21 protein-coding genes and 1 riboswitch are annotated in these 25262 nt (G+C 61.7%); of the genes, 6 read left to right on the forward strand and 15 right to left on the reverse strand.

Annotation, left to right across the window (positions count from 1 at the left end; all coding sequences use genetic code 11):
• The first annotated feature begins 93 nt into the window (after positions 1–93).
• Together AC6I97_RS19595 and AC6I97_RS19600 are read left to right on the forward strand one after the other, a co-directional pair.
• Entirely contained in the window at positions 94–861 is a 768-nt protein-coding gene (locus AC6I97_RS19595) for a uracil-DNA glycosylase (RefSeq protein ID WP_497946208.1), read from the forward strand.
• Positions 862–913: 52 nt separating this feature from the next.
• Entirely contained in the window at positions 914–1753 is an 840-nt protein-coding gene (locus tag AC6I97_RS19600) for a siderophore-interacting protein (protein WP_497946211.1), read from the forward strand.
• Here the strand turns inward: AC6I97_RS19600 and AC6I97_RS19605 are convergent.
• The 13 genes from AC6I97_RS19605 to AC6I97_RS19665 form a co-directional block, all read right to left on the reverse strand.
• Positions 1750–3237 carry a threonine/serine exporter family protein gene (locus AC6I97_RS19605; RefSeq protein ID WP_224093640.1) on the reverse strand — a complete coding sequence of 496 codons (1488 nt, stop codon included), beginning with the start codon at positions 3235–3237 and terminating at the stop codon, positions 1750–1752. The two genes, AC6I97_RS19600 and AC6I97_RS19605, sit on opposite strands and share 4 nt — an antisense overlap.
• 27 nt (positions 3238–3264) lie before the next feature.
• Positions 3265–4578: a peptidoglycan bridge formation glycyltransferase FemA/FemB family protein gene (locus AC6I97_RS19610; protein WP_309926876.1), complete on the reverse strand. Its 1314-nt coding sequence runs from the start codon at positions 4576–4578 to the stop codon at positions 3265–3267.
• Positions 4579–4684: 106 nt separating this feature from the next.
• A complete protein-coding gene (locus AC6I97_RS19615) occupies positions 4685–5773 on the reverse strand; it encodes a lipid II:glycine glycyltransferase FemX (RefSeq protein ID WP_497947221.1) in 1089 nt (362 codons plus the stop codon).
• 122 nt (positions 5774–5895) lie between these two features.
• Positions 5896–7872 (reverse strand): ABC transporter ATP-binding protein/permease, encoded by a 1977-nt coding sequence (locus tag AC6I97_RS19620; RefSeq protein ID WP_497946212.1) that lies wholly within the window; start codon positions 7870–7872, stop codon positions 5896–5898.
• 2 nt (positions 7873–7874) lie between these two features.
• Complete coding sequence (locus AC6I97_RS19625) at positions 7875–9014, reverse strand: peptidoglycan-binding protein (protein ID WP_497946213.1); 1140 nt, start codon at positions 9012–9014, stop codon at positions 7875–7877.
• The gene (locus tag AC6I97_RS19630) at positions 9014–9886 is read right to left on the reverse strand and encodes a hypothetical protein (RefSeq protein ID WP_497946215.1); all 873 of its coding nucleotides are present in this window, start codon (positions 9884–9886) and stop codon (positions 9014–9016) included. Before AC6I97_RS19630 ends, AC6I97_RS19625 begins: the two co-directional genes overlap by 1 nt.
• 56 nt (positions 9887–9942) lie before the next feature.
• Complete coding sequence (locus AC6I97_RS19635; RefSeq protein WP_497946217.1) at positions 9943–10335, reverse strand: hypothetical protein; 393 nt, start codon at positions 10333–10335, stop codon at positions 9943–9945.
• 232 nt (positions 10336–10567) lie between these two features.
• The gene (locus tag AC6I97_RS19640; protein WP_497946219.1) at positions 10568–11389 is read right to left on the reverse strand and encodes a DNA/RNA non-specific endonuclease; all 822 of its coding nucleotides are present in this window, start codon (positions 11387–11389) and stop codon (positions 10568–10570) included.
• 38 nt (positions 11390–11427) lie between these two features.
• Positions 11428–12846, reverse strand: coding sequence for an L-serine ammonia-lyase (locus tag AC6I97_RS19645; protein WP_497946221.1), 1419 nt, complete (start codon positions 12844–12846; stop codon positions 11428–11430).
• Between the two features lie 434 nt (positions 12847–13280).
• Entirely contained in the window at positions 13281–13667 is a 387-nt protein-coding gene (gene gcvH / locus AC6I97_RS19650; protein WP_223935990.1) for a glycine cleavage system protein GcvH, read from the reverse strand.
• A gap of 290 nt (positions 13668–13957) precedes the next feature.
• Positions 13958–15091, reverse strand: coding sequence for a glycine cleavage system aminomethyltransferase GcvT (gene gcvT, locus AC6I97_RS19655; protein WP_497946223.1), 1134 nt, complete (start codon positions 15089–15091; stop codon positions 13958–13960).
• A gap of 12 nt (positions 15092–15103) precedes the next feature.
• Positions 15104–17971 carry an aminomethyl-transferring glycine dehydrogenase gene (gene gcvP / locus AC6I97_RS19660; RefSeq protein ID WP_497946224.1) on the reverse strand — a complete coding sequence of 956 codons (2868 nt, stop codon included), beginning with the start codon at positions 17969–17971 and terminating at the stop codon, positions 15104–15106.
• Between the two features lie 185 nt (positions 17972–18156).
• Positions 18157–18254: riboswitch (glycine riboswitch) on the reverse strand.
• Positions 18255–18346: 92 nt separating this feature from the next.
• Complete coding sequence (locus AC6I97_RS19665; protein WP_224093623.1) at positions 18347–18886, reverse strand: TetR/AcrR family transcriptional regulator; 540 nt, start codon at positions 18884–18886, stop codon at positions 18347–18349.
• Between the two features lie 73 nt (positions 18887–18959).
• On the opposite strand from AC6I97_RS19665, the gene AC6I97_RS19670 reads away from it, so the two are divergent.
• Positions 18960–20510 (forward strand): MFS transporter, encoded by a 1551-nt coding sequence (locus AC6I97_RS19670; protein WP_497946226.1) that lies wholly within the window; start codon positions 18960–18962, stop codon positions 20508–20510.
• 34 nt (positions 20511–20544) lie between these two features.
• On the opposite strand, the gene AC6I97_RS19675 is transcribed toward AC6I97_RS19670, so the two are convergent.
• On the reverse strand, positions 20545–21195 hold the full coding sequence (locus tag AC6I97_RS19675; protein WP_497946229.1) for a cyclodeaminase/cyclohydrolase family protein: 651 nt from the start codon (positions 21193–21195) through the stop codon (positions 20545–20547).
• Positions 21196–21303: 108 nt separating this feature from the next.
• Between AC6I97_RS19675 and AC6I97_RS19680 the strand changes: the two genes are divergently transcribed.
• Positions 21304–22530, forward strand: coding sequence for an amidohydrolase (locus tag AC6I97_RS19680; RefSeq protein ID WP_497946230.1), 1227 nt, complete (start codon positions 21304–21306; stop codon positions 22528–22530).
• Between the two features lie 83 nt (positions 22531–22613).
• Here the strand turns inward: AC6I97_RS19680 and AC6I97_RS19685 are convergent, their stop codons facing one another.
• Positions 22614–22835 carry a hypothetical protein gene (locus tag AC6I97_RS19685; RefSeq protein ID WP_224093621.1) on the reverse strand — a complete coding sequence of 74 codons (222 nt, stop codon included), beginning with the start codon at positions 22833–22835 and terminating at the stop codon, positions 22614–22616.
• A gap of 365 nt (positions 22836–23200) precedes the next feature.
• Here AC6I97_RS19685 and AC6I97_RS19690 point away from each other — a divergent pair, with 365 nt between their 5' ends.
• Entirely contained in the window at positions 23201–24229 is a 1029-nt protein-coding gene (locus AC6I97_RS19690; RefSeq protein WP_224093620.1) for a nitrilase-related carbon-nitrogen hydrolase, read from the forward strand.
• Positions 24226–25251, forward strand: a complete 1026-nt coding sequence (locus AC6I97_RS19695; protein ID WP_224093607.1) for an agmatine deiminase family protein — start codon at positions 24226–24228, stop codon at positions 25249–25251. Before AC6I97_RS19690 ends, AC6I97_RS19695 begins: the two co-directional genes overlap by 4 nt.
• The last annotated feature ends 11 nt before the right edge of the window (positions 25252–25262 follow it).

Here is a 25262-nt window from a genome sequence, read left to right on the forward strand (position 1 = left end):
GCTGGTTGGGGGAAAATGTCCTACACCCATGTTACGGGCGAATAACAACGCTGTCATTCGCACCGCCGATGCCATGGAGGGGACAATGACAGGGTGACTGGCGAGGATGCACTGTTTGACCTGGAACCTGCCGGCGTTGCCGATCCGGGCTTCGACGAGCTTGTTGACCGACCCCTGGAAGAGCTGATGGCCGCGGATTGGGCGGACGCCTTGCGACCCGTGGAAGGCCAACTCCGTGAAGCTTTGGCCTTTGTTGCGGGTCAGGTTGCCCAAGGGATCCAGGTCCTACCCCCGGCTACCAACCTGCTCCGGGCTTTCTGCCGACCACTGGCCGACGTCAAAGTACTCATCCTTGGCCAGGACCCGTACCCAACCCCGGGACACGCCGTCGGGCTTTCCTTTGCCGTCTCGCGGCATACGCGGCCGATCCCCCGGAGCCTGGCAAATATCTATCGTGAACTCCACGACGACCTTGGGCTCCCGCCGCGCATCCATGGCGACCTCACAGCCTGGACGGACCAAGGCGTCTTGCTGCTGAACCGCGTCCTTAGCGTCGCAGCGGGAAACGCCGGCTCACACCGCGGCAAAGGCTGGGAGGCAATCACGACGGCGGCCGTCAGGGCGGTAGCCCATCGCACCGACGTCGCGGGACGCCGTAGTCCGCTGGTAGCGATTCTGTGGGGGAAGGACGCCGAAGCGGTCATGCCGCTGCTGGATGGTACACCGGCAATCACGTCAGTGCACCCGAGTCCCCTCTCAGCATCCCGTGGTTTCTTTGGTTCCAAGCCCTTCAGCCGCACCAACCAACTGTTGATGGAACAGGGCGCAGAGCCCGTCAATTGGGAACTACCCATCTTGTAACCTTTGACTCATACCCAGGTGGCACCCAATGAATTAGCTTAGGCTTGCCTACATGGCTGCTCTCCCCGTTACCTCGTCCGCCACCCGGAACACGCGCCCGCAGGTTAACCTGACCGTCCTGCGCAAAGAATGGCTCTCACCCCACATGGTGCGGATCGTCGCCGGCGGCCCAGGGTTCAGCGACTACGCCAACAACGAATACGTGGACCGATACGTCAAGATAGTTTTTCCGCAGCCCGGCGTTGATTACCGGCTTCCGCTGGACCTGTGGGGAATCCGCGAGTCAATGCCACGTGAGCAATGGCCTCACACCCGGACGTACACCATCCGATGGGTGAACCTTGAAGAACGGGAACTGGCGATTGACTTCGTAGTCCATGGCGACGAGGGCCTGGCAGGGCCTTGGGCGGCGGCAGCAGAACCCGGAGACTCCCTGATTTTTACCGGGCCCGGCGGCGGCTACAACCCCGCGCCCGACGCCGATTGGCACCTCTTCGCCGGCGATGACGCCGCGATTCCAGCCATTGCAGCCTGCATAGAGGCCCTCGCCCCGGAAGCCCGCGGATATGCGTTGCTTGAGGTGGACAGCGCCGAGGACATCCTGCCTATCGCCGCTCCTGCCGGTCTGGAACTCCGTTGGCTCCAGCGCAACGGAGTGCCGGCCGGATCAAGCGAGGTGTTGCTGGACGCGCTTCGCGACGTGCAGTGGCTGCCCGGCCGCGTAGATGTCTTTGCGCATGGCGAGAGGGGCTACATGAAGGGCCTGCGGCAGATCTTCTTCACCCAGCGCGGCCTGGAGCGTTCGCAGGTTTCACTCTCCGGCTACTGGGCCCAGGGCCGGGTAGAGGAAGTGTTCCAGGCAGAGAAGAAGCTCCCCGTAGGGCAGATCTAGCGGCGCCGTACCCTGCGGCGCTCGTTGCTGGATAGTCCCTTCGTAAGCGGCCTTGCCAGGTTGTCGCCGAGCACGATGCCTGCTGCCACTCCCAGGACGATCGCGCCTGCGTTCAACATGCCCCCGGCGCCCTGCAGAATGTCCGCTTCCTCGATGGTCAATACATACATCGAACGGAATATGGTTAGACCGGGCAGCAGAATGAGCGCGGCCGGAACAGCCACCACAAGTTGGGGAGCACCAAGTTTCAGCGCCACTACCCGAGCCAGCAGGCCGATAGCCACAGCCGAAACTGCCGGCGACAAGCGGTCGCCAAACCCGGCTGTGGTAGCCCCCCACAAGACGAAGAAGCCAACCAGGCCGACTGCCGCCGTCGGGAGTAACAAACGCATCTGCGTCTGTTCGGTGACCCCGATAGCTACTACGGCGATCGCGATCAGGATGGCTTGGCCCCACAAAGGATACGCGTCCGGGAATGTTTTGGTGACGTCCAGGACTTCGCTGCCCATGAGGGTCCCGACCACAACCGCTACGGCGATACCGGCGACGATCGCGCCGAAGGTGAGCAACGTGGAGAGGAATCGTCCGGCGGCCGTGACGGGGAAGCCGTTGATGGCGTCCTGAACGGAAGACACAAGCCTGCCTGTGGGAAGCAACAACAGGATCCCGCCCGCAACCACAATGGACGGAGCGATGTCCGCGCCCGCCCAACGCAGCATGAGGGCGATAAATGTAACCAGGAACGAGCACGACAGGGTGATGAAGAAGTCCGGGGTGCGCCACCGGCTCAGTTGACGCGCAACCAGGCTGATGAGCAAGTTGGAGCCAAATGCCAGGGCTGATGCGCCCGGACCACCGCCCAGTACGCCCACGAACACCGCGGCGAACACAGCGAAGGCAACGGTCACCATCCAGCGAGGGAAGGGCTTGGCGCTCCGGACGATGTCGTTGAGTCGACGGACTGCTTCGTCGCGGCCAACGCCTCCGGCCACGATGTCCGTGACCAGTTGATGCACTTGGGCCAGGCCGGCGTAGTTGTTGGTCCACGAGCGCACCACGCGCAACAACGTGATGGGGGTCTGGTCCTTCGGTGCATAGTTGATGGCCACCGACTGGTTGGTGATGTCCACTTCGACGTTCTTCAAGCCAAGAGCGGCAGTCACGGCAATCATGCTGGTCTCAACTTCAAGGGCGCCTGCGCCGTAGCGGAACATGACTTCGGCCAGATGCAGGGCGAAGTCGATGGTCTTGCGCGCTGAAGCGTCGACGCCGACAACCTGGATAGTTGGGTTGGCGTACGGACTTCCCGCGAGCCGGTCCACGATGTTCATGGGGGCTGTGGGCGGACTATCGCCTTGCACCAAGCGCATCAGCATGCGTTTGGCATTGGCGTTCTGCCGGATTTGCGATGGCCGCATCGGCTGGGTCTTGGGCAAGCCGTCAGTGTGAGGCCTGCCGCCGGAGCCCTCAGGGCGTTCAGTCACGCAGTGTTCCTCCCTTGGCTTCGTTGATTAGTTCTTCACCCGAAATTTCCTCAGCAGGTTTCCGGGCTCCGGCAATTTTGCCAGTACCGTCTTGGCGGCAGCTGCAAGCTTCCTGACCGCCTGGTAAGCAGTGAAGACCGGCAGATTCACCGGTACAACGAAGTCGCCCACCAGTTGGACCACTTCGCCGCCGAAGCCCTTCTTGAATTCGTAGCCGCCGTGACCGGTTTCATCCTGGCCCTGAATGCCGAACGTGCCATAGAAGTTGTACCGCGAGTAGCCATTGTTCAGCGCGTGCAGCATCATGCCCCAGTAGAGCGACGTTGCCCCGTTGAAGTAGATGTAGTCCTGCACCGTTCCGCCGATCACGCACACGATTTCATCGCCGGAGCATGCGAAGTGGATTGCCGCAACCGTAGCCACTCCAACCGAGTCGGGGAAGCGTTCGATGTCCTTCAGGCTCCGCTCGTAGCTGTCCACGAGATCCTGGACAACCTTGACCCGGTTGGCCTTCTTCTTGCTCCCGGTTTCCTCGACCTCTCGTTTGAGGTCCGCGAGAGTCTTGGCTTCGGCATCCAGGCGCTCGGTGATGGACGCCCGGTATTCGGGGATATTGATCTTGGCCATCATGAGCTTGGTGAACTCATCCGAGGTATTGCGGAGCAGTCCTTCGTAGTATTCACGCTCGCGGTAGGTGAAGCCCTTTTCGTCGCCGGCCGTGCTCAGCGCGTTGTAGAAGTCGTCCAGCGTTTCCAGCGTGGCCTGCTCCAGGTAAACGCCGTTCTTTTCGGCCTTCCGAATGGCTTTGCGCGTGCGGTAGTTCATGCCCATGATGAGCTCTTCGGAATCGGCGATCCCGTCCAGCTTCTTGACGAACATCCAATTGATGTTCGCGAAATTCATGTCAAAGCCCTGGTGCTTGAAGCCCAACCCTGCCAGTTCATTCAGCAGTGGACGGTTGTCCTCAACCTCCGGGTGCTCCGCCCCGTCCTCGTCGCGGGCGATGTACTTGACGTTTGGCGAGATCCGCAGCTCAGCAGCCTTCTTGGAGGCCGCATGCTTTTTCAACTGCTCGACGACGAACCGCACCGTTTCGGCGTCGTTGTAGTCCAGCAGTGGTCCCTTTGCGCAGTCGCAGACCTTGTAGCCAAAACGGTTGGCTGTGTAGACGAGCTTTCCGGCGGCAATCAGGCTGCCGCCGCGGGTTACGCCAAAGAGCTCCACCTCCTGGCCGCGGGCACGCTGGAACCGCGCCAGGTCTACGGACTGGATGAAGCTGCCTTGCGGGTGTCCCTTTGCGAATGTCTCGAAATCAGCGTCATTGAGAATCACGAATTCCATGCCGGTTCCAGCCTCAATCGGAGTCAAAGAAATTACCTCACCTAGATAGATTTGCACCCGTTGGTGGCCGGGGCGGGCCTGAAGTGTGTTGGGTTGGTGCCGGTTCTTAGTAGAACTGTCCGCCGGTGCGCATGGTTTCCAGCCGGCGGAAGACGCGTTCGGCACCCTTGAGCCAGAGCTTATGCCGGATTCGTCCGAGGACGAGGTCGTAGCAGCCTACGAAGTCCGTAACGGTCTTGGTGAAACTCGTTTTGAACAAGCCCATGCCAAATAGTGGGTGGGTCTTGTCCTTGATCCGGGCGGCAGGTGGCGTGCCGCAGAAATCGTACTCAACGCAGCCCAGATCCTGCATCCGCTGGATAGCTGCCCATTGGACCAGATGCGAATCACCGTATTGCTTGCGGTTCTGCGTGGAGCCGCCATCCTTGTAGGTTGCTTTGGAGCCATAGTTGATAACGAAAGCACCGACGCTGGGTGCACCGTCCTCATAGACAAAGAAGAAGTGCCCCTGCCCGCGGCTGCAGAATTCGTGCCAGAAACGGGAGTAGTACTCATAACTCCGCAACGGCATAGCACCCTTGGCGTTCACGGTGTCTTGCATCAGTGCGTAGAGCTTGCGGTAGGTCTCCTCGCCAGGCTCAGCTGGGAGAACTTCGCATCCTTCACGTTCTGCCCTGCGGACGGCGTTGCGTGCCCGCGATGAAATGCTCCGCAACACTTCGTTGGCGGGGGCCGAAATATCCAGCAGCGCTGTTGAGTCGTTGGACTGGATATTTGGCGCTTTAACCAAGCCCCCGGCTTTCAGTTGAGCCGCCACCTCAGGCGAGTCCACGACGTCGGGCTCAATCTTGATGGTGAAGACGTTCATCTTCTGTTCACGGGCCAGCGCAGCGATTGCGGTCAGCATGGGGTTGATGTCATCCACAGAGGCGGCGTCCGGGCCCTTGATCAGGTACCACAGGCGGCCAAGGACAGGGAACTTCTTCTCAAGAAGCAAGTTGTAGCTGGAGTATTCGGAGGTCTCCAGAACCAAGCGGCGGACCAACCAGCCGTTGCCATCCTTGACTGCCGCATAGGCGTCCGACTGCAGCATGTTGCCGCCATTGGGGTTGGCTGTGACGTGCTTGTCCCAGTTATCGATTTCCTCGGCGGTGGCAAAGCGGGCGGTAAATTCTCGCAAGGTGGCCGTGTCCAATCTCAGGGGGTTGGTGCAGTGTTCAAATCGGTGCTCAGAAGCAAGTGCGCATGCGGACATGCAGCCCCAAGTCTATCGGGCGTAGGAAAATAGCTTGACTCTCCGTGAGTTGCCCGTTCGAGCTAGGCGCGAATTGCCTGCGCCGGATCCGCTCTGGACGCCGCAATAGCCGGATACACCGCAGAAAGAACACCGGTGGCTGCGCCGGCAGCGATCCCAGTCCACACTGATTCAGGTCCCAGCACCGGCGTCCACTCCTGGCTCAGGCAAAAGGCCAGGACGCCGAGCACCCCCACCGCTCCCCCCGCCAGGCCCCCACCCAATCCCACCAGCAAGCCCTCAAGGATAAACATCCGGGCAATGCTGGCGCGACTCGTACCGAGGGCTCTACGGAGAGCGATCTCCGATCTTCGTGTTTGCACGGTCAAATACATGGATGTAGCAGCGCTCAGGCAGGCAAGAGCGAGCAACACCCAGGAGATGACACTGATCAATACGCCCAAATCATTGTTCACACCTCTTCGGAGCGAGCGAAGGTCGGCCACGGTGTTTACTGTGAAGTGCTCGGGATGGGCGGCGTCGAGGGCTAAAGGAATCACGTCGGCCAGTGGCGCTGGAAACCCAGGGAGGGTGCGGACCACAAATACCGGGTTATCAGAAGCAGTGGACGGGTAGGCCCCGATCCCCAGGATGATGCTGTCTGCCAGAACAGGGTTCCTTCCGGTCTGGCTGAGTATGCCCACGACGGGAACCGGCTGCCCACCGATCCAAATTTTCTGGCCTGGACCCGCAGAAGGTATCCCCAAACGCGTGGCCGTGTCCTGTCCCACTATTGCCACTGGCTTTCCAAAGGACTCGCCCAGAAGAGACAGCGCAGAGGCCGGTTCAACTACGGCCTCGCTAAGTTCCAGAAACGTGGAATCCACGGCCAAGAGGGATCCCGCGAAGTCGTCCTCTTGGATGCCTGTATTTGGCCGAAAGCGTGTGGGTCGGAATTCGGAAGTCGCCATCTCAACGCGCAAACCAACCGCAACGACTCCATGAAGGGCCGCTATTTTGTTCTGCTGATCCCGCAAACCTGCGAGGTCAGGGTTTCCGGGTTGAACCCCCGAGGGACTCCTCGAGGCTTGCAGTTCATCCAATGCGGCTTCGGCCAAGCGCTCGGAAACCTGCGCGGAGGCGCTTTGGCTAAGTCCAACCGAGGCAACCAGTCCACCGGATCCCAGCATGAACGCCAGAATGAGCAGGATTGCTTTACCTGTCCTGGAGGTAAGGGACGCCAAGGCATCATAGATCTCGTCCGCCAGTAGATTGAGCCGTCGCCCAAGAGGCGCTGCGGCGAGAATTTCAGCTGAATCCGGGCGTCCACCCCTGGCCTCATGATGGGCCGAGCCTTGCGAACTCTGTGCATCGGGCGTTTCCAACCGTCCGTCGTTGATAACGATCTGCCGGTCTGCCGCGGCGGCGACGATCGGATCATGCGTTATGACGACGACGGTCACGCCCGTCTGATTCAAGGCTTTGAGATCCGCGATGACACTCTGCGTATTGCCACTGTCCAGGTTTCCAGTCGGCTCGTCTGCAAACAGGATCCTGGGCCTGGTCGCGAGGGCCCGCGCCAAGGCAAGACGTTGCCTTTCCCCTCCAGAGAGGTTCTTGCCGGGCACGTCCGTCCTGTGCAGCAACCCAACCCGACGCAGGGCCTCCGTCACCTGCAACTCCCGCTCCACGTTGCGGACACCTTGAACACGGAGGCCGAGCGCCGCATTTCGTGCTGACGATTCATCCAACATCACATGCGAGGCTTGGAAGACAAATCCAAACATCCGCGATCGCAACACGTCGCGCTGTTTCTCCGCCATCAGTGACACATCGGCACCGTTGATGAAGTACGTGCCCTCTGATGCGCGGTCCAACAGCCCAAGAATGTTCAGGAGCGTTGACTTGCCGGAGCCTGAGGGGCCGATGATCGCAACAAACTCACCCTCACCAATCTCAAGATTGACATCTTGAAGGGCAGCGGTGGGTACATCGGCTCCGCCATAGGAGCGCCCGATGCGTTCCAAGCGGAGCAGGGGAATCCCGCCGGGCGTTGGCATGTTCACGATACGTCGACGGCGGTTCCAGGCTCGAGGTCCGATGTCTCGGCCAAAGCAGCCCAGCCATCGCGCTGCCCCGTCACTGTCACGTCAATTCTCTCCACCGATGCGCCCTCACCAGTGTCCTTTTTCGAACTCGGCACCATCACGTACGTCCCGGTGTCGTCCTGTTTGATGGCAGTCAGGGGAACTGCCAAGGTCTCCTGGACCGGCTCCTTCACGTTGATAGAGACAGGCTGACCGGGTTTTGGCTTGTTGGGGTCCTCGGGAACAGAGGCGATGATGTCCATTCCGGGAAGCGTCCCCTTTTCCGCATTGCCTTGGTCGAAAACCCCGATGCTCTGAATGACGCCCTGAGCGTTGTAACCACTGGCTTCAAGCGCGACGGCCTGGCCAGCTTTGAGAGCTTCAGCCTGGGTAATGGACGCCCGTCCCACCACCACGTCCGGGGCAGTTTGCACTGTTGCTACCAAGAGATTGTCCGTCAGCACGGCTCCTGAAGCAGCAATGCTCGTCACCGAGCCCTCATCACCAGGAATTTGAACAAACTCCCTCCACCGGACCATGGTCTTCTTGTCGTCGGATTTTGGTGCTGGCTGATCAACGTCACGGTACAGAGCCGCCACGGATTCTTGGGTGTACTTATCAAATACTCCGGTCATGCTGGGCAGATACCCCATGGATTGAAGCCACTTTTGCAACGCGGAAACGTCTTGACCGTTGTCACCATCTTTGAGGTCGCGATACAGGGGGACGGACGTTGAGATAACAATAAGAGGGCGCCCGGACACAGTCGCAACGATCGTGCCGGGCTTTAGCGTGTCACCAACGGCAACCAGCATGCTCGTGATGACGGCGCGTTCAGTCCCTGAAGGTACTGATGCTGCGATGCCCACCGACGTTCCCGGAGTCATGCTCCCGGGGACGACCAGTGTGCTCGCCAAAGCCCTGCGCTCCACCGTGGCGGTCACCTGGACTGGAATGTTGATGGAGTCGAGGGCTGCAGACTGGGGTGACTTTATGTAACCTCCGGCAAGGAAGGCACCTGCCATTCCTGCCATGACTATGACCAGGAAGCCAATGATCCGCCGGAATCGAGGAACCCGCGGCACCTTGACTACCGCGTCCTGCTGCATCGGCATCAAGCGCCGCCCTTGCCGTGTTGCCGCAAAATCGTCCTGGCTTTTGCCAGAGCCTCGGTTTTATCAACGGCGAGCCTGTTCATGGCGGCTTGGTTGGCGGCGATCAGGGCAGATTGATACTGCGCCCGGATATCCGAGATGCGCTGCATTACCTTGGTTTCCTGCTTGCAGCCCGCGTCTTGTACAGCTGTCCTGATTTCGCCTTGCTTGTCCGAAGGGTATGAAGGAACCCAGGCATCGGGTGAATCCTGCCGCATTGAAATTCCGGCTTCTTTGAGGCAAGCAATCCAGTCATCGCGTGCTTTGCCCCACTCTGGATCCCGCTCAGATAATGCATTCGAGTCGTTGCTAATGTTCGTTAGCAATGAGTCCTGACCCGCGATTCTGCTACGGAAAGGAGGTATCTGACTGGACATAGTGGCGTTATCGCATTCAAAGTACTTCTTCACATTTGCGTCTGCTGATTCCCTCGTTTTGGAATCGTAAATGCCCGCTATGGTACGGATGATCGGCTTGTCATACCCGTACTTTGCCGCAAGTTCAGGAACCCAAACGCCATACGATTGGTCAGCCTTAACTGTCAGGTCGCCGTGCTTCTCCGGCATGATGACACCGGCGTTTTTCATGCAATCTTCAATGACGTACATGTTGGCTGCCGTTATGAGCATTGATTCATCGGGCGTCGCTTCATACGCATCCATGGGCAAAGAAATGGTCGCCGTCGCCGGATCAAGTTTTGCATGCACGCCGGAAAATGCTGCCCGGTCCACGGAAGGCAAGGAGGCGGCATCCAGTCCGGCGGGCTGCGAATTGACGCTGCATCCGGCCAATGCAACTACCAACACGATCAGACCCAGTGGATACCGCGCCATTTTGCCTCCTCAACTTTTCTACCTAGTGCGACCGCTGTACCGCTTGTTAGGCGGCATCAGTAGGCTTCGTCGTGACTTGAGATGCGGTTGTCCCAGTTGCCGCCACCGGGGTAGGCAATATCGGCCAGATAGCTGATTGCTTGCCCCTCCTTCATGTAAAATGAGTTTCCGCCGAAGTTCAGGTGCTCGTAGAACATGACGTACCTATAGGCTGGATTAGTGGTGTATCCCACAATATTTGATGTCGGATCATTAGCAGCGTCACCGACGTAAGTTGCCGCGTAGTTGTTAGAGTACTTCGTTCCGTTCCACACTGAACTCTGAAACAAACAGACCTTACCGTTGGCGCAGGTCTGATCAGCCCAGGCATTTGCCGCGCCCGCACCCACGCCAATTGAAACGGGAACTACTACAGCCGATGCGGCCAGAAATTTGGCAATTTTCCTCATGTCACCAGTCCATCTCTCTAGTAGTGAATTTCTGGTGACCCGTTCATTGTCGATTCGTTCCACAATGGCGCCCCCCAGCAGAACTGAAAATACCGACGTGAGGATGGAACGTCAATCAGGATGATGATTCTGACAATCAGAGTCGAAATATTTGCAGAATTATCAGAAATAGTCATCTTTGGGCGTCACGAAGCTCATGGCAGCGACACGTATAGAGGGGGCGTTCGTGCCGTTATAGCCGGATCTGCTCAGCGCTCTCCAACTTGATGGCTTTGGGTTCCTTGCCGAGTTCCCGCTGGCCGCTCACAAGGCGGTCCGCGTTGGCCAGCCGGGTGAGGCTCAGACCGGTAAGGTCAGCGATCTGTCCGATGGGAACCTGGAAGGTCCGGAACGGCCCCAGGGGCGGCGGTTCGCCTTCCAGGAGCCGTTGATCGATCGCTTTCTTCAGTTCAACCTTGCCCAGCAATGGCGATTGGTCCAGCACAAACCCGGCGGCGGCCAGCTTGGCGTCGTTGGTCCATACGGCGATTTTCCAGAATTTCCGCGGAACCTGCACGCCCCTGTACGGGAGGTCGTCGTCGAGAAGAACGGGCCCGGTGAACACGGTTATCTTGGCATCGTGCGCGTCCGCATGGCCCAGCACGTGGTCCTCGAGCCCAACCCACAGTTCCTTGCCCTGGTTGAAGTCGTCCACTTGCGGCGCGGCATTGGTAAAGGCAAATGTGTCCTGGTTGGCCTTCTTGGCCGTTGCCGGATCGCCCCAGACGGGATCCAGGCGACGAACCAGGTGGCCGCGATCGAACGCATTGTTTTTGTAGACGTCCGGGCCAGCCTGCTGCTCCTTGGGGATCCTGTCATCGAAATGCCAAGTCCCTTCCCGGGCCAGAGAGCTCAGTTCCCCGCCGCTGATGTTGACACCCACGATCGCCGCGAGCTTCCGGGGAGCCCGGAAGCGCACGGAGAAGTGCGTGTAGTCCAAAAGAATCGTCGTTGCCGACGGACTGGGCAGTTCAACGCGTGCCCGCAAAAAATCCTTGTCGTATCCCCCGCTCATGGATACAGCATGGCACTAGGGACAGACAGCGAACAGACTCAGCATTCGACGACGTTGACGGCCAGGCCGCCCATCGCGGTTTCCTTGTACTTGGAGGACATGTCCTTGCCGGTCTCGCGCATGGTCACGATCACCTCATCCAGGGACACCCGGTGCGTCCCATCACCCCACAACGCCATCTTCGCGGCGTTGATCGCCTTCGCCGCCGCGATCGCGTTCCGCTCAATACAGGGAATCTGCACCAACCCCCCGATCGGATCACACGTCAACCCCAGGTTGTGTTCCATCGCGATCTCCGCCGCGTTCTCCACCTGACCCGGCGTACCACCCATCACCTCGGCCAACCCCGCAGCAGCCATCGACGACGCCGAGCCGACCTCGCCCTGGCAGCCCACCTCAGCCCCCGAAATGGACGCCTGCTCCTTGTACAACACACCCACCGCCCCCGCAGCCAGCAGGAACTTCACCACCACATCGTCCTTATCCTTTTGGGTGGCCTTGTCCATGCCCGGCGCATAATGCAACGCGTAATACAACACCGCCGGGATAATCCCCGCCGCACCATTCGTCGGCGCCGTAACCACCCGCCCGCCGGAAGCGTTCTCCTCATTGACCGCCAACGCGATCAGGTTCACCCACTCCTGCCAATACTTCGGATCGTTACGGTCCTTGTCCTCCTTCAACAACCGCTCCAGCCAGTCCGGAGCACGACGACGGACCCTCAACCCCCCGGGCAACACACCCTCACGCTTCAGGGACGTCTCAACACACGCCTCCATCACATGCCAGATATGCAACAAACCCTCCCGGATCTCCTCCTCAGACCGGGACGCGCGCTCATTGATGAACATGATGTCGCTGATCCCCAACCCCTTCGAGGAACACCGACCCAGCAACTCAGCAGCCGTCCGGAACGGCAACGGCAACTCCGCCTTCGTCTCCTCCAACTCAGCCCGCGCCGCGTCCTCCTCACCCTCACGGACAATGAACCCGCCACCAACCGAGAAAAACGTCGCCTCCCGCAACGTGGCGCCCTCAGCATCAACCACAGCAAACTTCATCCCGTTCGTATGCCGCGGCAACACCGTCAACGGATGCAACACCATATCCTCCACCGCATACGGCAACTGCACCCCCGCACCAGCAACGCCAGCACCAGCAAGATTCAGCACACCCGTCTCAGCGATCGCAGCCAACCGCTCCTCCACCTCATCAGGCAGGATCAACTCCGGATGGTAACCCTCCAAACCCAACAGCGTCGCAGTCATCGTCCCGTGGCCACGGCCAGTCGCAGCCAACGACCCATACAAATCAACCCGCAACCCCGCCACCGAATCCAGCACCCCGGACTCACGCAACTCGCCAGCGAACACCGCAGCAGCACGCATCGGCCCCACAGTATGCGAACTCGACGGGCCAATACCCACAGAGAACAGATCGAAAACACCAACAGCCATGGCTGGATCCCTTAACAAAGCTTGAAAACGGTCCGGCAGATGGTCCTGCCGGAGGGCCGGCCCCCGCTTATGGCGGCAGGCGACCGAAGCACGACGCCGGATGGCCCCCAAAGGCGGCAACCCGGCGTCGCAAATTATTTAGTTCCTACAATCCCACGCTACGCCACAGTGGGCGCTGTATGGGCGCTTCGAGCCAACGTCCTCCGCGGACTCCAGCGGCCATTTCGGGGCTCCCCTGCCGAACATGCCGTGCGCACGGCATCTCCCGCAGCAACCCCACGAAACGGACTGGCAATACCTCATCGGCTGCGGGAACGGGCCCATGGGACCGGCGTCCGGAAGCGTGCGTCCAAGGGAGCGTCACGTCCGCCCAGCGGGCGTCTTCGCGACCGAGCACGCGGAGGACGTCGGCCCCGACGGGCCAACCATTGACCCTACGAGAGGTCTCCGCCGTTCTTGGAGGCGTACTCCTCGGCCGAAAGCAGCGGACCGTCGGACTCAGCCGCAACCTTGAAGAGCCAGCCGGCGCCATAGGGATCGTTGTTGATCAGGGCAGGATCGCCCACTACGGCGTCGTTGATCTCGGTGACCTCACCAGTGACCGGCGAGTAGAGGTCGGAAACACTCTTCGTGGACTCAACCTCGCCACAGGTCTCACCGGCAGTCACGGTGGAACCAACCTCAGGCAGATCCACGTACACGATATCGCCCAGCGCGTCGGTTGCAACCTCGGAGATGCCAACAGACACCAGGTTCCCCTCCCCGCGGGAAACCCACTCGTGCTCGTCGGAGTACTGAAGTTCAGGCGCTACTTTGGGCATTCTGTTTCCTTACTGTGGTTGATCAAAAAACTATGGCTGGGTTGGATGGTGGGGCACCGAATTACCCCGCGGGCCAGCCCCCGGCAGGTTGCCACTCCCCCAGCATTAAGCGGTTCACGAATCGCCAAAGTGGCCACGCGTCCTGGTGAGGTGCACGCCCCTTGCGGGGCCGGCCTCCGGCAGCATGCGTCCAAGGGAGCGTCGCGTCCGCCCAGCGGGCGCCATCGCGACCGAGCATGCAGAGGAGGTCGGCCCCGCCGGGCTTAAGGCGTGTCGGGACCCGACCCGGCCTACTTTTGGCGCTTGTAGAACGGCAATGCAACGACTTCGAACGGCTCGCTCTTACCCCGAAGGTCAATGTCCAACGCGGTCCCAAGCTCGCTGTGCTCAACATCCACGTAGGCAAGCGCTACCGGGTAGCCAAGTGTCGGGCTGGGCTGGCCGGAGGTGACTTCGCCTACCACTGCACCATCCTTGAGGACCGGGTAGTGGCTGCGGCCAGCGCGGCGGCCCAGGCCTTTGAGGCCTACGAGCTTGCGCCCGCTGGTGGAGCCGGCGCCGTCGGCCTTGAGCGCAGCGAGTGCCTCCTTGCCGACGAAGTCGCCTTCTTTGGAAAGTGCGACCACGGGACCGAGTCCTGCGGCGAACGGGTTTCCTTCGCGGGACAGTTCGTTGCCGTAGAGCGGCATGCCGGCTTCGAGGCGCAGGGAGTCGCGGGAAGCGAGGCCAGCGGGAGTGAGCTCGCCTTCTTCCGCGGCGTCGGCGATGGCCTGCCAGAGGGCAGCAGCGGAGTCGTTGGACACAAAGATCTCGAAACCGTCTTCACCGGTGTAGCCGGTGCGGGCAAGCAGCAGGTCCTGAGTACCGCCGTCGAACGTGAAGGGCACCTCAACAGCGGCGTAGTACTTCAGTTCGGTGACCAGCGCGTGCTGCTCTGCGGGCACGAGGCGCAGGAGGATGGCTTCGGCGCGCGGACCTTGGACAGCAATCAGCGAGGTCTCGGCCGAGGCGTCCTGAACAACCACGTCAAAACCAGTTGCGCGCTCCAACAGCGCCTCAGCCACTACCTTGGCGTTGCCAGCGTTCGGCACCACGAGGAACTTGTCCTCGCCGCGACGGTACGTGATGAGGTCGTCGATGATGCCGCCGTCTTCCTGGCAGATCAGCGAGTACTTGGCCTTGCCCTCGGCCATGGCGGAGATCTTGCCCACCAGGGCGTAGTCCAGGAACGCTGCCCCGTCCCGTCCTGTCACCCAGACTTCGCCCATGTGCGAGAGGTCGAAGAGGCCAGCTGCGTTACGGACTGCGTGGTGTTCGGCGAGTTCGGACTCGTACTTGAGCGGCATCTGCCAGCCGCCGAAGTCCGTGAACGAGGCCCCGGCTTTTTTGTGCTGCTCGTAGAGAGCGGTGTAGTTCTCAGTCATTGAGTCAGTCCTTTAGTTCTCGAAGTCTGCGGTGTTGTCCTCGAACGCTTCAAGGGGTGGGCAGGAGCACACCAGGTTGCGGTCGCCAGCAGCGCCGTCAATGCGTCCGACCGGCGGGAAGTACTTGTCCTGCTTCAGGTGGTGGACTGGGAACGCGGCCTGCTCACGCGGGTATGCGCGGTCCCATGCAGAACTCACGACGGCGGCAGCCGTGTGCGGCGCGTTGCGCAGCGGCGAGTTCTCAACAGTGAAATCGCCGGTGGCAACCTGCTCGATTTCGGCACGGATGGTGATCATGGCTTCAATGAAGCGGTCGATCTCGGCAAGGTCCTCGGACTCGGTCGGCTCCACCATCAAAGTGCCCGCAACCGGGAACGCCAAGGTGGGAGCGTGGAAACCGAAGTCGATGAGGCGCTTGGCCACGTCCTCAGCCGTGACGCCGGTGCGGGCAGTCAGTTCGCGGAGATCCAGGATGCACTCGTGGGCAACAAGACCGCCTTCGCCGGTGTAAAGAACCGGGAAGTGCTCATCCAAGCGGGAGGCAACGTAGTTCGCAGCAAGCAGCGCGGACTTGGTGGCTTCGGTGAGCCCCTGGCCACCCATGAGCTTCACGTAAGCCCAGGAAATCGGGAGCACACCGGCCGAACCGAAACGGGATGCCGAAATCGGAACGTCGTTTCCTTCGGTCCAGGAAGCAGCGTCGCCAGGCATGAATGGTGCCAGGTGTGCCTTTGCCGCAACCGGACCAACACCGGGTCCACCGCCGCCGTGCGGGATGCAGAAGGTCTTGTGCAGGTTCAGGTGGGAGACGTCGCCGCCGAACTTGCCCGGCTGGGCGAGCCCAACGAGTGCGTTGAGGTTTGCGCCGTCGATGTAGACCTGACCGCCGGCTTCGTGGATCGCGTCGCAAACTTCCCGGACGTCGGCGTCGTAAACACCGTGCGTGGACGGGTAGGTGATCATGATGGCCGAAAGGGCGTCCCGGTTGGCTTCGATCTTGGCTTTGAGATCCACGTGGTCGATGGTGCCATCAGGAGCGGTGGCCACCACTACTACCTTCATGCCAGCGAGCACAGCCGAGGCCGCGTTGGTGCCGTGGGCAGAAGCAGGGATGAGGCACACATTGCGCTGCTCGTCGCCGCGGGAAAGGTGGTAGCCGCGGATCGCAAGGAGGCCGGCGAGCTCACCCTGGGAACCGGCGTTCGGCTGGATGGAAACCTGATCGTACCCGGTGATCTCGGTCAGCTGGGATTCAAGGTCGGCAATGAGTTCACGCCAGCCAGCGGTCTGGGAGTCCGGAGCGAACGGGTGGATCGAGGCGAACTCCGGCCAGGAGATTGCTTCCATCTCGGCGGTTGCGTTCAGCTTCATGGTGCAGGAACCCAGCGGAATCATGGTGCGGTCCAGTGCGAGGTCGCGGTCCGAAAGCTTGCGGATGTAGCGCAGCAGCTGGGTTTCGGAGCGGTGCGTGTTGAATACCGGGTGCTGCATGAAGTCGCTCGTACGCTCAACGGAAGATTCCAGCGCAAAACCTTCAGCGGATTCGGTGACCGAGGCGCCGAAGACATCCAGGACGCCGCCGACAATCTCTGAGGTAGTGGTCTCGTCAACAGAAATGCCCACCAGATCAGCGTCAATGCTGCGCAGGTTGATTCCCTTGGCCTCGGCAGCGGCAACGATCCCGGCAGCCTTGCCGGGAACGCGGACGGTGATGGTGTCGAAGAAGGAACCGTGAAGGACCTCGACGCCGGCGCCCTTCAGGGACGCTGCAAGCGTGCGCGCGTGACCGTGGGCGGTCTCGGCGATTGCCTTCAGGCCTTCGGGACCGTGATAGACGGCGTACATGGACGCGACGATGGCAAGCAGGGCCTGGGCCGTGCAGATGTTGGACGTGGCCTTCTCGCGCCGGATGTGCTGCTCACGGGTCTGCAGCGCCAAGCGGTAAGCGGGGACACCGGCGTCGTCCTTGGAAACGCCCACCAGACGGCCCGGCATGGAACGCTCGAGGCCCTTCTGGACGGCCATGTAGGCGGCGTGGGGGCCGCCGAAGAACAGCGGAACGCCCAGGCGCTGGGCGGAGCCGACGGCGATATCGGCGCCCTGCTCGCCCGGAGGCGTGATGAGCGTCAGCGAGAGCAGGTCTGCAGCCACGGTGACGAGCGCGCCACGTTCCTTGGCGTCAGCGATGACGGCGGAGTGATCGAACACGCGGCCGGAAACGCCGGGCTGCTGCAGGACGACGCCGTTGATGGCGCCTTCCGGGAGGCCGAGCGAAAGGTCAGCGACCTCAACCTCGAAGCCGAGTGCCTCGGCACGGCCCTTCACGATGGCAATGGTCTGGGGAAGGCAGTCGGCGTCGAGGACCGTCTTGCCGTCATGGGCGGCCTTGTTCTTGTTGGCGCGGCGCATCATCAGCACGGCTTCGGCCACTGCCGTTGCTTCGTCCAGCAGGGAGGCGTTGGCGATCGGCAGGCCCACGAGGTCCTGGACCATTGTCTGGAAGTTCAGCAGAGCTTCGAGGCGGCCCTGGGAGATTTCCGGCTGGTAGGGCGTGTACGCGGTGTACCAGGCCGGGGATTCCAGGATGTTGCGTCGGATAACCGGCGGCGTGACGGTGTCGTAGTAGCCCTGGCCGATCATCTGGACGGCGGTCTTGTTCTTGGACGCAAGCTTGCGCAGCTCGGCCAGCACCTCAACTTCGCTGAGCGCGTTTTCAAGGGTGAGGGCAACGTCCTGGCGGATGTCGTTGGGAACGGCTGTATCAACCAAAGAATCGACGGTGTCGTAGCCGACCGTCTTGAGCATGGTTTCAATGTCGGCCTGGCGGCGGGCGCCAATGTGCCGGTCGACGAAGGTGGTGGAGGCTGAACTAACCGTCACGAAGGAACTCCATTACTTGGGCGGCGTTGGGTACGCCACAGCGGCTCGGGTTCCTCCCCGCTCTGTATTGGACCTGAGAGTTTCCGCGTGTTGCTTGAACAACGATCGCTTGCACCGTCGGTGAGCACAGCACTTCTTCCGCGCCAAGAGGGCGCGGCAAAAGGCCTGCTACTTTCCAGAGTTGCCTCGCCGCGGCGGTGCGTGGGCCTGAGAGATTCCTGGGGAGGGTTTGCTCCTACGGCGCCCGCATCACTTGCTTGCGGGACTCTCCCGCCGCAGATCAAAGGCATATTCAATTTTTGCGGGCCCCTGTGAAGACGCACCACAAGGCTCAATTGTCCTACGTCGGGGGCGTCGCCGCAAATGGATGGCCCGCTACTTGCGGAGCCGGTCCAGGATGCCAAGGAGGATCTCGACGTCGGCCTCCCGCCCGGCCTTGCCGCCTTCCTGGCCACCCTCGAACATGGCATTGAAATACAGGCCGTCGCCCATGTAACTGACGGCTTTGGCAACCTCCGGACCAACATCCTCGGCCAGGACGTCCAACCACTGCTGCTGGATTCCGGCAAACCTGCGGCGGGTCTCCTCATGCGCAACTTCGGCCAGTCTTGTGGCAGCGACCAAAGCCCGATCCATGGGGGTTCCCGCCCATAGGGAGGAGCGGATGAAGTAAACCGCAGAGCCGTCCGGCGCAGCCTTCATTTGCTCGACGTCTTCCTGAGCCAACCGATCCAGGCGCTCAAGCAGGGCGCTGATCAGCGATTCCTTGCTGGGGAAGTGATAAAGCAGCCCGCCCTTGGAGACGCCCGCCCGCTTGGCAACGGCATCGAGGGTGGCGGCCCGCTCCCCCACCTCGATGAGGAGGGCTTCGTAGGCATCCAGGACCGCATCCCTGGCAACTGGTTTTCGTGGCATGTGTACATCATTCCCTACGGGGTCGACGGCGCTTAATTTGAAACTGTACCGTCTGGACGGTACAGTAGCTGTCATGTTCACGCCGTCCTCGACCCAAGCTCCCCGTTCCGCTCGTCCCGTCATGGGTGGAGGCGCACCTTGGCGCGACTGGACGGCCCTGGCACTCCTGATGTTCCCGGTGCTGCTGGTGGCCGTCGACAACACCGCGCTCACGTTCGCCCTGCCCGAAATTGCCCGCTCCCTGGACGTGGGTGGCGTGCAGCTCCTATGGATCATCGACGCCTACCCGCTCGTGTTGGCGGCGTTGCTGGTTTCCATGGGCAACCTGGGCGACAGGATCGGACGACGGCGGCTGCTGCTGATCGGCAGCACCGGCTTCGCTGCGGTTTCGGCTGCTACGGCGTTCGCGCCTTCCGCGGAATGGCTGATTGCCGGCCGCGCAGCACTTGGCGTGTTCGGCGCGATGCTGATGCCTTCAACCCTGTCCCTGATCCGGAACATCTTTGCTGATCCGAACCGCCGGCGGCTCGCGATCGCCGTATGGGCCGCCGGATTCTCTGGTGGCGCTGCCCTTGGCCCGATCTTCGGTGGCTGGCTGGTTGAGCACTTCTGGTGGGGTGCTGTCTTCCTGGTGGCGACCTTCCTGCTCCTGCCGCTCCTCGCCTTCGGCAGGGTCCTCATTCCCGAATCCAAGGACGCCAACCCCGGCCGCGTTGACGTGCCCAGTATCGGGCTGTCCGTGATCACGATGGCTCCGTTCGTGTACGGCATCAAGGAATTCGCTGTTCACGGATTCGGGGTGTCGGCAGCGGCCTTCATGGTCTTCGGCCTGGTGATGGGCGTTCTGTTTGTCCGTCGCCAGCGCCAACTTGAGAACCCAATGCTGGATGTCCGCCTGTTCAGCAACAGGGTGTTCAGCACGGCGATCGTGGCCAACGTCCTGTCCTTGTTTTCCATGACGGGCTTCATCTACTTCTTCGCCCAGCACTTGCAGCTGGTTGAAGGCCAGTCCCCCATGGAAGCGGGCATTGCAATGATTCCGGCGCTCCTGGCAACGGTCGTCGCCGGCCTGGTGGTGGTCCCGCTGGTAAAGCGCATCCGGCCGGGATTCGTAGTGGCCGGCGGACTTACCCTCAGCGCTGCAGGCTATTTAGTGGTGGCTGTGGGTGACCACGGCAGCGGACCGATGTTCCTCTTGTCAGCTTTGACTGTCCTGGCCGTTGGCGTTGGCGCAGCGGAGACCATCTCCAACGACCTCATCCTCGGCTCCGTACCGGCCGACAAGTCCGGAGCGGCGTCCGCAATTTCCGAAACCGGATACGAACTGGGTTCGCTCCTGGGAACGGCCGTGCTGGGCTCTATCCTCACCGCGTCCTACCAGCACAACCTCGTCATCCCGGAGGGCTTGTCCACGCAGGCGGCAGGGAACGCGGGTGAAACGCTGGCCGGCGCCGTGGATGCCGCAGCTGCACTACCCGCTCCATTGTCCGATGCACTGACAGCCGCCGCCCGGGTAGCCTTCGAGTCCGGCGTCCACATCACTGCGGCGATTGGGCTGGTACTGATGGCCGGAGCGGCAGTGCTTGCCGCCGTCGTGCTCCGCAGGGTGCCCAAGGCGCGGTAAGCGAGCGTGCAGTAGGCCGGCGTTCCGTCGGGAATCAGTGGCCGTCAGTAGGTGCAGCCTTGTCATCTACGGCGGCCACCAGCTCGTCAATCCGGTCCAGGGCATCGCTGAGCCGGCCTACCGTTGCCCACAATCCAGGGTGCTTTTCCTTGATTTCATCAAGCGTCGCGCCTGCGGATCTGAGCGATCCGAGATCAAAGCTCACGTTGGTGCGGGCTCCTGCGATGGCTGCCCTGAGGGCTCCAAACCCCACCACGACGTCGGCAATGAGTGCTGGGTTCCCGTGGGCAGCAAGCCATCCCAGGTCCTCGATGGCGTCGATGGCATGGTCGCCGAGCACAGCGGAGGCCTTGGCAGCATCGACGGATGCGCGGTGGATTGCCTGCTCCCGGTCCGGACCAGGATCAAGCCGGAAGGCCGCACCGAAAGCCTTCGACGCCGTTGCGTCCTCGTCAGCCAGCTTAAGGGCGGCTTCGCGGAGGGAGCGGGCCCGGACGTGCAGCTCGGCCAATTCCCGCCCGGGCGCCTCTGTGTAACCTGCGACCATGGACGCCAGGGACGCTGCAACGGCCAGCATCACGCCGGTTCCCGCGCCTCCACCCGGTGATCCGCTGGACTCTGCCAGGGCCTTGGTCCAATCCTCGACTGTTGAGCCTTGGGTAGTGATCTCTTGTGAAGATTCCATGCAACCAAGTTTGCCCTGAAGCGCAAAGGTGTGGGTCGGCGTCGTTGCCTGATGACGTCGATACACTGGCCAGACCCTGCGGCGTCGACCTGTTAAGGAAAATTCCCCATGAGCATTGACCTGGAAGCCCTCTACCGTGATCTGCACTCGAACCCGGAGCTTTCCTTCCAAGAGGTCAGAACAGCCGGGATCATCAGCGGACACCTTGAGGACTTGGGGCTGCTGGTCCACCGCAGCGTGGGGAAAACGGGGGTTGTAGGAGTCCTGGACAATGGCCCTGGACCCGTGGTGATGCTTCGTGCGGATATGGACGCGTTACCGGTCAAGGAGGACACCGGGCTGGACTACGCAAGTGCGGCAGTCGGCGTCGACCATGAAGGCCGTGAGGTGCCGATCATGCATGCGTGCGGACACGACGTACATGTCAGCTGCCTCCTCGGAGCAGTGGAAGCGTTGGCCGCAAAGCGGCAGGACTGGCAGGGCACGCTGATCGCGGTCTTCCAGCCGGCCGAAGAATGGGGCGGCGGCGCCCAGGCCATGGTGGCGGATGGGCTCTTTGACCTGGTCCCCAAGCCGGACGTGGTCCTCGGCCAGCACGTGGCGCCCTTTCCTGCCGGATGGTTCGGCATCCGTTCCGGCGTGGCCATGGCTTCAGCGGATTCCCTCAACGTGACGTTGCATGGGCGCGGCGGCCATGGCTCCCGGCCTGAAACCACCGTTGATCCAGTCCTCATGGCTGCGGCAGCCACCATGCGCCTGCAGGGAGTGGTGTCCCGGGAACTGGCCGCCAGCGATTCTGCAGTGGTTACCGTTGGGCAAATCCATTCGGGAACAAAGAACAACATCATTCCCGAGACCGCAACCCTGGGCCTCAGCATTCGATCCTTCAGCGAGCCCACACGGGAGAAAGTCCTGAACTCGATCGAGCGCATCGTTCGAAGTGAAGCTGCTGCCTCAGGCGCCCTGAAGGAACCCGACTTCCACTATGAGGAGCGCTACCCGCTGACGGTCAATGATGAATCGGCCGCCGGAAGGATCGCTTCGGCGTTTCGCGATAAGTTCGGCGCCGCAAGGATCATGGACCCCGGCCCGGTCTCAGGCAGTGAAGACGTCGGGGAACTCGCGACGGCGGCCGGCGCGCCCCTCGTGTTTTGGTTCCTGGGCGGGATCGAGGCCACCCACTTCAAGGAATGGGCGACGACGGGTCGCTTGCCCGAGGACGTTCCGTCGAACCACTCGCCCTACTTTGCCCCGATCATCCAGCCGACCTTGGCCCTTGGCACGGAAGCACTGGTTACTGCGGCCCTCGAATTCCTGGAGACTTCGGGAAGATAGCAGCAAAAACCCCGCCTAACGGACAATTCACCGCCGCACCCGGTGGTGAATTGTCCGTTGGACGGGGTCTTGCTCGAAAACGCCTAGACCTTCTCGCGGATGCGGTCGATCCTCGGTTCTGAAACCTCAAATTCCCTGCGACGACGCGCCAGGAAAGTCCACAACGTTCCTTCTGTCTGCGGGCTCTTCTCGGCAGGGGCCTCAGGTGCCTGATCCTTGCTGGTCTCAGGCTTGTGCATCTCGGGCGTGCGCACGGAGTCCTTCTTCGTACGCCTCTCATAGCCCTCGTAGTACGAGTAGCACATACCCAACCTCCTTAGTGGCTGTTCTTTAATCGTCCTCGCACCTGGACCGTAAGTCGACTGCTAATTAATGCAACTCACCGTGAAACAAGGCCTTCAACGCGGCTGGCCGCCGTCGCCATAAAGGAACCCGTGGAACTCCTTACCCTCTTTGGGCAGCAGGGCGAGCGCATGCATGTCAGGGCGCGACCAAAGCGATAACCCCGCCGAGATGGCATTTGATGCCAATGGTGGCCGGAAACATTGGCATCAAATGCCATCTGGGGAGACCTCGATCCGGTACCCCCTTGCATCCAGCCGTGACTACCGCCATACTAAATGAACGCTATTCATTTAGTGACTGTCGTCTCACCGGAGTACATGCCCCCATGATTGAAATTACCCGCCTCGAAGCCCCGACTTCCCTGGCCCGCACCGAGCCGTCCACCCGCACCCCACTGCGGGTCGGCGTCGTTCAGCACCGCTGGCACGCTGATGAAGCAGTCCTGCATGCCGAACTGAACGAGGGAATCGAACGCGCAGCCAAGCTGGGAGCCAGTGTTGTTTTCCTGCCTGAACTGACTCTTTCCCGCTACCCTGCAGACACCCGGCCGGAGAACAACCCGGCCGCTGGTATCCGCCCTTCGGACATCACCGAAGACCTGCTCACGGGCCCAACCTTCACGTTCGCCGCAGCGGCTGCCAGGACGTACGGCGTCTCGGTGCACGCATCGCTCTACCAGCGTGCCGAAAACCCGGACGGCACGGACGATGGCCTGGGACTCAACACAGCCATCCTCGTCTCCCCCGCTGGCGAACTCGTCGCACGCACCCACAAACTCCACATCCCTGTCACGGCCGGTTACTACGAGGACAAGTTCTTCCGCAAAGGCCCGGCCGCCGAGGACGCCTATGCAGTGCACGCTCCGGCAGAACTCGGCGGCGCACGCCTTGGCATGCCCACGTGCTGGGACGAGTGGTTCCCGGAGCTGGCACGCATGTACTCCCTGGGCGGAGCAGAGATCCTGGTCTACCCCACGGCCATCGGTTCCGAGCCGGACCACCCCGACTTCGACACCCAGCCGCTCTGGCAGCAGGTCATCGTGGGCAACGGCATCGCCAACGGACTCTTCATGATTGCCCCCAACCGCCACGGCAGCGAGGGCACACTGAACTTCTACGGTTCATCCTTCATCTCCGATCCCTACGGCCGCATCCTGGTCCAGGCACCCCGCGACGAATCCGCCGTGCTGGTTGCAGATCTTGACCTGGACCAGCGCAAGGATTGGCTCACGCTCTTCCCCTTCCTGGCCACGCGTCGCCCGGAAACGTACGGCCGCCTCACCGAACCGGTCAACCCCAACGCCCCGCTCGGCTCCACAGCCGAGGCCTCGCCGTACCAGGCAGTCTCCGCATGAGCGCCTGGCGCATGCCGTCCGAGACCGCTCCCCAGGACCGCGTCTGGATGGCCTTCCCGACCGGCGGCTACACCTTGGGTGACACCGAGGAAGAGGCCCACGCAGCGCGATCCACGTGGGCCGCCGTCGCGAACGCCATCCTTGAATTCGAGCCGGTCACCATGGTGGTACACCCCGACGACGTCGACACTGCCGCGCGCTACCTGGACCCTCGCGTCGAGGTACTCACCGCCGAGCTCAACGACGCCTGGATGCGGGACATCGGGCCGTCGTTCGTGCTCGATGCCAACAAGCAGCTTGGCGCCGTGGACTGGATCTTCAACGGATGGGGCGGCCAGGATTGGGCCGCATGGGACAAGGACTCGCTCATTGCTGCGGAGGTCAGCGGCCGCGCCAATGCCCACCACATTCCGTCGGGCATCGTGAACGAGGGCGGCGGCATCCAAGTTGATGGCGAAGGCACCGTCCTGGTCACCGAAACCGTACAGCTTGACCAAGGCCGCAACCCGGGCCTGACCAAGGCCGACATCGAAGGGGAACTTGCCCGCACCATCGGCGCCACGCATGTGGTGTGGCTGCCCCGTGGCCTCACACGCGACTCCGAGAAGTTCGGCACGCGCGGGCACGTCGATATTGTGGCAGCAATCCCCAGCCCCGGCACACTGCTGGTCCACTCCCAGCAGAACCCGGAACACCCGGACTACAACGTCTCCCGGGAAATCATCGACTTCCTGCGCACAACCCATGACGCAGCAGGCCGGGACTGGAACATCATCGAAGTTCCCGCCCCGGAAACCCTTACCGACGACGAAGGTTATGTGGACTACAGCTACATCAACCACCTCGTGGTCAACGGAGGGGTCATCGCATGCAGTTTCAATGACCTCATGGACGAGAAAGCACTCCGCATCCTCGCCGACGCCTACCCCGGACGCCGCGTTGTCAGTGTTGACGCGCGCGAACTCTTCGCCCGGGGCGGCGGCATCCACTGCATTACGCAGCAGCAGCCTACGGCCATCTAGAAAGGGCCCTT

This window comes from Arthrobacter sp. TmtSoilC48 (assembly GCF_059739425.1).